General features: G+C 64.6%; 9 protein-coding genes. 3 read left to right on the top strand and 6 right to left on the bottom strand.

Translation table 11 applies throughout. The annotated features are described in order from the left end of the window. Both AB7F49_RS13685 and AB7F49_RS13680 read left to right on the top strand, forming a co-directional pair. On the top strand, window positions 1–891 hold an 891-nt coding region (locus tag AB7F49_RS13685), incomplete at its 5' end, for a Bug family tripartite tricarboxylate transporter substrate binding protein (protein WP_428523177.1). Window positions 892–909: 18 nt separating this feature from the next. Continuing rightward, window positions 910–1,698 (top strand): class I SAM-dependent methyltransferase, encoded by a 789-nt coding sequence (locus tag AB7F49_RS13680; protein WP_428523175.1) that lies wholly within the window; start codon window positions 910–912, stop codon window positions 1,696–1,698. Window positions 1,699–1,798: 100 nt separating this feature from the next. Here the strand turns inward: AB7F49_RS13680 and AB7F49_RS13675 are convergent, their stop codons facing one another. From AB7F49_RS13675 to AB7F49_RS13655, 5 genes are all read right to left on the bottom strand, one after another. Next, window positions 1,799–2,419 carry a hypothetical protein gene (locus AB7F49_RS13675; RefSeq protein WP_428523173.1) on the bottom strand — a complete coding sequence of 207 codons (621 nt, stop codon included), beginning with the start codon at window positions 2,417–2,419 and terminating at the stop codon, window positions 1,799–1,801. Window positions 2,420–2,600: 181 nt separating this feature from the next. Next, window positions 2,601–3,557, bottom strand: a complete 957-nt coding sequence (locus tag AB7F49_RS13670; protein ID WP_428523171.1) for a beta-propeller fold lactonase family protein — start codon at window positions 3,555–3,557, stop codon at window positions 2,601–2,603. Beyond that, on the bottom strand, window positions 3,554–4,255 hold the full coding sequence (locus AB7F49_RS13665; protein ID WP_428523169.1) for an NAD-dependent epimerase/dehydratase family protein: 702 nt from the start codon (window positions 4,253–4,255) through the stop codon (window positions 3,554–3,556). Before AB7F49_RS13665 ends, AB7F49_RS13670 begins: the two co-directional genes overlap by 4 nt. Then, window positions 4,252–4,986, bottom strand: a complete 735-nt coding sequence (locus AB7F49_RS13660; protein ID WP_428523167.1) for a DUF2459 domain-containing protein — start codon at window positions 4,984–4,986, stop codon at window positions 4,252–4,254. Before AB7F49_RS13660 ends, AB7F49_RS13665 begins: the two co-directional genes overlap by 4 nt. A 3-nt stretch (window positions 4,987–4,989) precedes the next feature. Then, window positions 4,990–7,812: a valine--tRNA ligase gene (locus AB7F49_RS13655; protein WP_428523165.1), complete on the bottom strand. Its 2,823-nt coding sequence runs from the start codon at window positions 7,810–7,812 to the stop codon at window positions 4,990–4,992. 101 nt (window positions 7,813–7,913) lie between these two features. Here AB7F49_RS13655 and AB7F49_RS13650 point away from each other — a divergent pair, with 101 nt between their 5' ends. Next, window positions 7,914–9,137, top strand: a complete 1,224-nt coding sequence (locus tag AB7F49_RS13650; protein ID WP_428523163.1) for an MFS transporter — start codon at window positions 7,914–7,916, stop codon at window positions 9,135–9,137. On the opposite strand, the gene AB7F49_RS13645 is transcribed toward AB7F49_RS13650, so the two are convergent. Beyond that, entirely contained in the window at window positions 9,134–9,841 is a 708-nt protein-coding gene (locus tag AB7F49_RS13645) for a PopZ family protein (protein WP_428523161.1), read from the bottom strand. The two genes, AB7F49_RS13650 and AB7F49_RS13645, sit on opposite strands and share 4 nt — an antisense overlap. Window positions 9,842–10,065: the final 224 nt, after the last annotated feature.

The following is a 10,065-nucleotide window of genomic DNA, read 5'->3' as shown; positions in this document are numbered from 1 at the left end:
TTTCCCGACAAGCCGGTCAGGATCATCGTGCCGATCGGGCCCGGCGGCTCCTACGACATCGTCGGGCGCACCGTCGCGGACGCGCTGGGCAAGCGGCTCGGCCAGAGCGTGGTGGTGGAAAACAAGCCGGGCGCCGGCACGGTGGTCGGCACCCAGTTCGTCGCCCGCGAGCCGGCCGACGGCTACACGCTCCTGGTCGGGGGCCTGAGCAACATCGTGTTCAACCCGGTGCTCCGCTCCAATCTGGGTCATGACCCGAGGAAGGACTTCACGCCGGTCGCGCTGGTGATGGGCATTTCCTACATGATGGTCGGTCGCAAGGAACTGCCCTACACGACACTGCCCGAGGTTCTGGCGGCGGCGAAGAAGGAGCCCGGCAAGCTCTCGATGGCAAATGCCGGCGTCGGCACCGGCCAGCATCTGGTCGCCGCGGCGCTGATGAACGCCACCGGCACGAAATTCCTCGAGGTGCCATACAAGGGCGCGCAAGCCGCCTATCCCGACATCCTGTCCGGCCGCGTCGATTACTTCATCGATTCCTATCCGGCCGCGCTTCCGCATGTGAAGTCCGGCAGCGTCCGCGGAATCGCAATCGCGGGCCCGAACCGCAATCCGCAGACGCCGGACGTCCCGACCATGGCGGAAGCCGGCGTGAAGGGCTTCGATATCGATTCCTGGATCGGCATTTTCGCACGCGCCGATACTCCGCCGGACGTCCTCGACAAGCTGCGCAAGGAGACGCGCGCCATCATCCCGACCCTGAAGGAATCCTATGCGAAGATCGGCGGCAACCTGATCCAGATGGATGTGCCACAGACCGAAGCTTTCATTCAGAAGGAATCCGACATGTGGACCAAGGTGATCCGTGCCGCGGGGATCAAGCTGGATTGAGTTTGACCTGAGGCCGACATGAGCGAAACCAGCAGGCTTTTCACGGACGGCGAGGCCTACGAACAGGTGATGGGCCGCTGGAGCCGGATGGTCGGGGAACGCTTTCTCGACTGGCTCGATGTGCCAACGGGCATGCGATGGGTAGACATCGGCTGCGGCAACGGGGCTTTCACCGAACTCATCGTCGCGCGTTGTGCACCATCAAGCATATTCGGCTTCGACCCTTCGTCCGGTCAGATCGCCTTTGCACGCACGCGGCCAGGCGCGCAGCAAGCGGACTACCAGGTCGCCGGAGCGGAAGCCCTCCCGCTTGCCGACGACAGCGCCGACGCCGCGGTGATGGCGCTGGTAATTTCGTTCGTGACCAATCCGGCCAAGGCGATCGCGGAGATGGCACGCGTGACGCGACCCGGCGGGTGGGTCGCAACCTATATGTGGGACCTCGAACGCGATGGCGTGCCGACATTCCACATCCATGCGGCAGCCAAGTCATTGGGCATCTCCACGGGGAGCCTGCCAAACACCGTGGTGGCGCGACAGGAGGTGATGCGGGATCTCTGGCAGACGGCCGGGCTTGTCTCGGTGGAGACAATGGTAATCCGCATTCCGGTCCGCCATGAAAGCTTCGAGGACTACTGGGCGATTCAAAGCCTCCCGGTCGGCCCGGCCGGACGGCTCATTCAAACGATGTCGCCCGATCAAACGGAGCAATTGCGGACACGGCTGCGCGAGATCATGCCTATCGCTGCGGATGGCAGCATCGCATTTGAAGCGGTCGCCAACGCGATCAAGGGCCGCGTCCCCTAGTCTAGCGACGAATGCAAAGTCATCAGCCGCAGTCCGACTCCATCGCGATGGAGGCGAACGGTACGATCGAGGCGGTGTTGAAGATCGCGAAGTGGCGACGTCAATCTTTGAGAAATGCCGGGCTATGGCCATGGGCCAGCGCCCAGGATTTGAGAGCCTGCCGCGTCACTTCGGTGTTCCAGCCCGGATTGGCGCGTTCCCGCGAGATCATTTCCGCGGTCGCATGCGCCTTCGGACTGATCGGCAGCGCTCCCGATTTAATCGCATCCAGAATCGCAGCGGACCAGGCAATCGAGTCCTGGGAACAGGGATGACCGGGTTCGATATCGCACCACAGCCGCGACGCGTTCGATACATTCAGCTTGTTGACGAGCTTCCACGCGGCGTAGTTGGGTTTTCGCGGCGCTTGGGCCGGTGCTGTACTGGCATTCACCTGGGTCAGCGTGAGCTGGGCCACGCACAGGATGATACCGGCGACGATCGTGCAATATCCGCCCATCAGCGCAAGCGGAATCGACACGCCTTCCTGGATCGCCCAGAGCGTGCATCCGACGGCGAACAGCAGCGCTCCACAAAGAGGAATGATCTGCGACGGCCCGATGCGGCTGCGCAGGCTGAGCAGAATTGCGCGAAGATTATCGTATCCGGTGTCGGCCGACGGCGCTTCGAGGACAGCGGCACGCGCCTGCGCGGGCAGCGTTGATGAACGATAATTTGCCATGATTGCTCTTGGTCCGATCAAGATGAGGAGCGACGCAAGCGACGAATCGAACGACATCCATGCCAGTTAATCCAAAGCATCGATTTGCGGCAACTGCCTGTCGACACTGGCATCGATCGAAAATCCGCGCCCGCTGCGGCCGCAGAATCAACGCGCCATGATGCACGCCCCGGCACGCACCCTAATAGGCGACAACGTATTCGCAGCCGGATGCCGTCGCGCATTGTCGCAGGATGCCGCCGGTGGCCATATCGAACTCCAGCATCACGGCGTCGTCGTGACAGCACAGATATGCATGCCGGCCGGCCGGCGCGAAGCCGAAGCCCATCGGCGCCTTCGGGGTCGCGATCGAGGCAATCTGCTTCATCGAATCGGCTGCGAATATCGCGACGTGATTGTCGAGCAGCGACGACACGCAGACGAAGCGGCTATCGGGCGAGACCCGCACCCGCTTGAGCTGGTTCGGCCTGCCCTCCCCGCCCATGATCGTGATCGTCCTGCGCAGCGTCCCGCTGGCGGCATCGAATACGTAAAGCGTCGGCGTGCGATGCGCGCAGACATAGACGGTGCCGCCGTCCGGCGTCACGCAAAGCCCTTCGGCGAGATCGGGAATCGGCAGGCGGCCGGTCACCTTGCGCGCGGCGCGATCGATCACCGCAACGAAATCGGAAGTCTTGCAGGAGGCGAACACCTTGTTCGCCGCATGGCTGATGGCAAGCCAGTGCGCGGCCTTGCCGGTATCGATGCTTTCCACGCTGCCACTTGCGGGGTCGATTGCGAGGACGGCATCTGCAAGCTCGGCGGTGCACCACAGCACCCCGTCGCGATCGAACATGACGCCGTGCGGCGCGACAGCGGCGCCTGCATCGATCACGCGCGCAACCGCCTTCGCTTCGAGGTCGACCAGCGCGATGCGGCGATCCGGATTGGTGTTCCTGCCGAAAATCCCGCCGCCATAAACCGACGCGTAGACGCTTCTTCCGTCTCCCGACAGGACCATCTCGTGGGTCGAAGCCGGCATCTCGATCTCGCCGGTTCTTTCAAGCGTCGCTGCGTCGAAGAACTGCACCTTGTTCGCGGTCTTGCAGGTGACCACGAGATGCGGTCCGCCGGGACGGTTGTTCGGATCGATCGTCATGCCTCTATCCGGAACGACGGATCGAAGCCGAGTTCGCGCTTCGCCTTCTCGCTGGACACCGCGCCGTCATCCTCCGCGAGATTGTAGATGCCGGGCTTGCCGCGGGTCAGCGCCAGCAAGGCGGCCTGCGCCGCGGCATCGACATGCAGCGGACCCGCGCCGCTGGCAGTCTCGGTCCAGGTGCCGGGACCATAGAAGCGGCCATAACGCAGCACGATGCCGTCGATGCCCGGCGTCTGCGTCACCGCACGCTCCAGCGCGATCACGCCGGTCTGCGCCGGATCGATGGGATGATCCTCGGTCAGCGGGGGGTCGCCCGGCGCATAGGCGAACGCGATGCTCTGCGCAATCACGCGCTTCACCCGGTTGGTCAGCGCGGCATCGATCAGGTTGCGCGTGCCCGTCACGCGCAGCCGAGCATTGGCTTCGAGCGCCGCCGGCAGGGTTTTCGGATCGATCGCCTGTGGCAGATCGGTGAGTTGATGGATGATGACATCGGGCTGGACCGCATAGACCGCAAGCTTCAGCTTGTCGGCATCGTAGGCATCGACCAGCACCGGCACCGCACCGATCGCCTGCAGCGCGGCGGCCTTGGCTTCCGAGCGCGTGGTGCCGGCCACCTCGTGCCCGGCCTGCCTGAGCAGCACCGTCAGGCGGCGGCCGACCACCCCGGTGGCGCCGGCGAGAAAGACTTTCATGGATGGGTCCCCGGCAGTGAATCGAGCCCCGCCCGCCATTTCAGGTCGAGCAGCAGCCCGGGCGGCACAGTGTCAAGCACCGGCGTCACCGGCAAGCCGGCCGCGGACAGCATGTCGGAGACCCAGTGATTGCAGACATTGAAGATGTGGAAAGACCCGCTGGCGCGGAAGAACAGGCTCGGGCCGTAGAGGCCCTTGCCGATCGCCTGCGGCAACGGTGGCTCGCCGTGACGCGCAAAATCGCGATCGAGCGCCGCCCGCAGGCGCGCGAAACCCGGCTCGCTCAGAGGCACCCGCACGATGTCGGATGACGGAAACACCTGGCGCGGCGCGGCCGGCAGACCGACGACATGCATGACGGTCGGATTGCCCGGATGGAACAGCGCACGGATCGCAAGCCCGAAATCGAACGCGGCGGCATTCGGCACCGACGCATAGAAGCGCTCCTCGCCGAAACCGATCTCGATGAAGGGATAGGCGGCGAACCGCTGGGTCACCGCGATCAGCGCGGCATTGCCGTCGCGGCCTGCCGCATCGGCAAGCTGCGCGGTGTCGAAGGCAAGACCGGCGTGATAGCCGTGGCTGACGACGAAGACTTCAATGGTCGGTGCACCGGGCTTCGGCGGCCACAAAGCGGGGTCCGCGGTCCGCGCGGTGGCACCGGCCAGCACGATCATGCCAAGCGCGATTGCCGACAGGCCGTAACCGATACCACGGACCAGCCGGCGCATAAGCTACGCCGCCCCCTTCAGCCGCTCCAGCGCCTCCAGGATCTTGGACTTTCGCGCTTCCGCTTCCTCGCGCTTTTCCTTCTCGCCCTCCACCACCTCCTCGGCGGCATTGGCGACGAATTTCGGATTGCCTAGCTTCTGATCGACCCGCTGGATGTCGGATTCCGCCTTGGCGAGTTCCTTCTGCAGGCGCGCGCGCTCGGCATTGAGGTCGATCACGCCCTTGAGCGGCAATGCCACCACCTCGCCACGCACCAGAAGCTGTACCGCACCCTGCGGCACCGCCCTCACGAACATCAGTTCCGAAACACGCGCGAGCCGCTTCACGAATTCGAGCCAGCGCTCGGCGCGAGCCTGCGTCTCCTCCGAAACATCGACGAGAACGAGCGGCATCACGGTCGCGTGTGCAATGTTCATCTCGGAGCGCAGCGAGCGCACCGACGTGACGAGGTCCACGACCCAGCCGATCTCGGCCTCGGCCGCCGGATCGTCGAGCCCCTCATGTGCGGGCCATGCCGTCAGCGCCAGCATGTCGGGGCGTTCGTCGCCCTTGCGAGATAACTCGGCCCGGCTGCCGCTCATCTCCTCCGGCTCGACCGGCACCGGACCCGTCACCCACCACAATTCCTCGGTGACGAACGGCATGAACGGATGCAGGAGCTTGACGATCTCGTCGCGCGCCCAGGCCACCGTCGCGCGGGTCTCGAACTTCGCCTCGCCGTCCGGACCGGTGAGCACCGGCTTCGCCAGTTCGAGATACCAGTCACAATAGATGTTCCAGACGAAGCGATAGGCCGCGCCCGCCGCCTCGTTGAAGCGATAGGCTTCGATCGCCGCCGTGATCTCGCGCGTGGCTTTCGCGGTCTCGTGGGCGATCCACCGGTTGAGCACCTGCTTCGCATTGCGCGGCGTGAAATCCGGCACAGTCACGCAGCCATTCATCTCGGCGAAGCGCGCGGCATTCCAGAGCTTGGTGGTGAAGTTGCGATAGCCCTCAACGCGCTGCGCTGACAGCTTGATGTCACGGCCCTGCGCCGCCATCGCGGCAAGCGTGAAGCGCAGCGCGTCGGCACCGTACCGGTCGATGAGGTCGAGCGGGTCCATCACGTTGCCCTTCGACTTCGACATCTTGGCGCCCTTCTCGTCGCGGACGAGCGCATGAATATAGACGGTGTGGAAGGGAATGTTCTCCATGAAATGCAGGCCCATCATCATCATGCGAGCGACCCAGAAGAAGATGATGTCGAAGCCGGTGACCAGCACGTCGGTCGGGTAGAAGCGCTGCAATTCCGGGGTCTCGTCCGGCCAGCCGAGTGTGGAGAACGGCCACAGCGCCGACGAGAACCAGGTGTCGAGCACATCCTCGTCGCGGGTCAGATACGCCGCGCGGCGGCCTGCGTCCTGCGCAATTGCCTCTGCTTCCTGCTCGGTGATGTTGCCGTTCATGGTGTCGTAGGCGAGCGCGTCAGCAACTGCATCGTCCTCGGTCTCGGCGACGTAGACGCGGCCATCGGCGCCATACCAGGCCGGGATCTGGTGGCCCCACCAGAGCTGGCGCGACACGCACCACGGCTGGATGTTCTCCATCCAGTCGTAATAGGTCTTTTCCCAGTTCTTCGGCACGAACGTTGTGCGGCCGTCGCGTACCGCGGCGAGCGCGGGTTGCGCCAGCGTCTTGGCGTCGACATACCACTGGTCGGTCAGGAACGGCTCGATCACCACGCCCGAACGGTCGCCGTGCGGGACCATGTGCGTGTTCGGCTCGATCGTGTCGAGCAGGCCTTTTTCCTCCATGCGCGCGACGATTTTCTTGCGGGCGTTGAAGCGATCGTAGCCGTGCATCGCCAGTGTCTCGTCGAGATCGGCTGACGCTTCGACACCGGCGAGGAAGTCCTCGTTGCCGTTCAGATTGAGATTGGCCTCGATGTCGAAGATGTTGACCATCGGCAAATCGTGCCGCCGGCCGACCTCGAAGTCGTTGAAGTCATGGGCCGGCGTGATCTTCACCGCGCCGGTACCCTTCTTCGGATCGGCATAATCGTCGCCAATGATCGGGATGCGCCGTCCGACCAGCGGCAGAATGGCGTTGCGCCCGATCAGGTGCCTGAGCTTTTCGTTCTCGGGATGCACCGCGACCGCGGTGTCGCCGAGCATCGTCTCGGGCCGCGTGGTCGCGACGATGATGTACTCGCCCGGAATGCCCTCGATCGGATATTTCAGGTGCCAGAGATTGCCCTTCACCTCGACCTGCTGCACTTCGAGGTCGGAAATGGCGGTGAGCAGCTTCGGGTCCCAGTTGACCAGCCGCTTGTCCTTGTAGATCAGCCCCTGCCGGTACAGTTCGACGAACACCTTGAGCACGGCCTTCGACAGGCCCTCGTCCATGGTGAACCGCTCGCGCGACCAGTCGCAGGACGCGCCGAGCCGCTTGAGCTGGTTGATGATGGTGCCGCCGGATTCGGCCTTCCACTCCCACACCCGCTCCAGGAATTTCTCGCGTCCCATGCTGCGGCGGTCCGGCTGCTGGCGCTCCATCAATTGCCGCTCGACCACCATCTGGGTGGCGATGCCGGCATGGTCGGTGCCGACCTGCCACAGCACGTCGCGCCCGCGCATGCGTTCGAACCGGCACAGGATATCCTGCAAGGTGTTGTTGAGCGCATGGCCCATATGCAGCGAGCCGGTCACGTTCGGCGGCGGAATGACGATACAATAGGGCTTCGCGTCGGCGCGGTCGGGCCGGCCGGCCCGGAACGCCAGCGCATTCTCCCACGCCTGCGATATGCGCGGCTCCACGTCGGACGGCTGGTAGGTCTTGTCGATCATCTGGAAAATTCAGGGTTTCTGCGCGCGGGTTACAAAGCCCGCCATTGGTTTACTGTCAACAATCGCGCGGACCGTCCGTGCCGCACCGAAACGATAAAATCGTGCGCAATCCTGTCACCATACCGAACCACAACCGGGCGATCCTGCTGCTATCGCTGGCGGGCTTCGCCAGCCAGGCGATGGTGCGGGTTTCCGATTCGGTCCTGCCGCAAATCGCAGCCGATCTTGCGGTCACCATCGGAGCGGCCTCGATCGTCGTCACCGCCTACGGCCTCGCGCATGGCACCGTGCAATTGTTCGGCGGCGAGATCGGCGACCGCTTCGGCAAATATTATTCGGTGGCAGGCCTGAGCGCGATCGCCGCCATCGTGACCGTGTTGTGCGGATTTTCCGGGTCGCTGTCCGAACTGGTCGTCTACCGGCTGCTCTGCGGGCTCGCGGCCGGGTGCATCATCCCGCTCGCCATGGCCTATATCGGCGATGTCGTCCCCTATGAGCAGCGCCAGCCCGTGCTCGGCCGTTATCTCACGGGCCAGATTTCCGGGCTGCTGTTCGGGCAGGTGGCGGGCGGGGTGCTGGGCGACCTGTTCGGCTGGCGCAATGTGTTCTTCATTCTGGGCGGCATTTTCGCGCTCGCCGCCCTCGCATTGATCGCCGAGCTTGCCTTGAATCCGGCAACCCGCGCCTCCAGCGCACGCGCCGAGCGCAGGGGCGGCCTGATCACCGAGTACATGATCGTGCTGCGCTCACCCTGGGCGCGATTCCTCACGGCCTGCGTATTCGTCGAAGCCGCCCTGCTCTACGGCGTGCTGTCCTTCATCGGCGCCGACTTGCACCTGCGCTTCGGGCTCAGCTTCACGATGGTCGGGCTGGTGGTCGGATGTTTCGCCATCGGCGGCCTCGCCTATTCCTTCACCGTCCGCATCCTGGTGAACCGTCTCGGCCAGATCGGGCTTGTCATCACCGGCGGCGCCCTGGTCTCGGCCGGCTTCCTGATCCTGTCCATTCAGCCGGTCTGGTGGTTTGGACCGCTCGCCACCACGCTGATCGGCCTCGGCTTCTACATGGTCCACAATACATTCCAGACCAATGCCACGCAGATGTCGCCGCAGGCGCGCGCCACCTCGCTCGCGATCTTTTCGTCGGCGCTCTATATGGGGATCACTGTCGGCGTCGCCGCCGCGGCGCCGATCGTCGATCGCTTCACGGCCGTCCCGGTCTTCCTCACGTCGGCTATCGGATTTCCGCTGCTTTGCGCAATCTTCGCGCGCGGGCTCGCAAAGCGGCGGCGGGCAGAATCGCTCGCGCCTCCCATGGCCGACTAGCGGCCGCGCGAAACCCGCTCGATTTCCGCGCGAACCAGCCGCTCGACCAGACTCGGCAAATTGTCGTCGAGCCATGACTTGAGCATGGGCCGAAGCATCTCCTTGACCAGATCATCGAGCGTTCGCGCATTCTGGCTGAGCACGGTATGCGTCAGCGTTGCGAATGCGGAATCGACGGCCGCGCTCGCCGAGCGGGAGAGCAGCGGCCGGTCCAGTTCGAGCTGTTCGGATAATGTCAGCCGCGCCGCCTCGAGGTGATCGATCGGCGGCTCGGCCGTCTCCATCTCGGGTTCGGGTTCGGGCTCGTTCTCGGCCTGCGGCGGAGGTTCAGCGAACACCACATCGGCCTGCGCTTCGACGGTGGTGAACCGCATCACCGGCGGCTCCGGATCGGGCGCACGCATCGCTTCGGTCAGTTCCAGGATGTCCGCGGATTCTTCCTGCGCAGCCGGCACGGGCGGTGGCGAGGGCGGCGGCGAAGGCGGAGAGGCCGGGGGAATATCGCGCAGAAACTCCATCGGCGACGGGGGCGACGGCTTCTGCACCGGCGGCGGTACCGGGGCAACGGCAGCTACCGGAGGCGGCGACGCTTCCGCAGCGGCGTCGGGCACCGCGACTTTCGCATCGTCATCGGCGATGATGCGACGGATGGAGGCGAGAATCTCCTCCATCGACGGTTCATGCGATTTTACCGGCTGGTTCATTCGGCCCCGTCACGTTGCTGCGAAATCGTCTTTCCGGTCGCGTTCCGGGGCCAGCGTCGACATGTCGATCCGCAGCGGCCCATGTCGAATCAACGCTCGATTATCGCCGGTTTTCCCACGCTTGGGGAGTATCGCACGCGCGCACGCGAACACAATCGCAAGCCCCGCCCGGCATGTGGATGACCTTGTGCAACCGCACGTGCGGGTCCGGAACGGAAAAACCG

The sequence above is a fragment of the Pseudorhodoplanes sp. genome, assembly GCF_050250235.1.
GTDB lineage: Bacteria > Pseudomonadota > Alphaproteobacteria > Rhizobiales > Xanthobacteraceae > Pseudorhodoplanes.
Note: the sequence above shows the minus strand (reverse complement) of the source record. Positions and strands in the feature narration are given on the sequence as shown.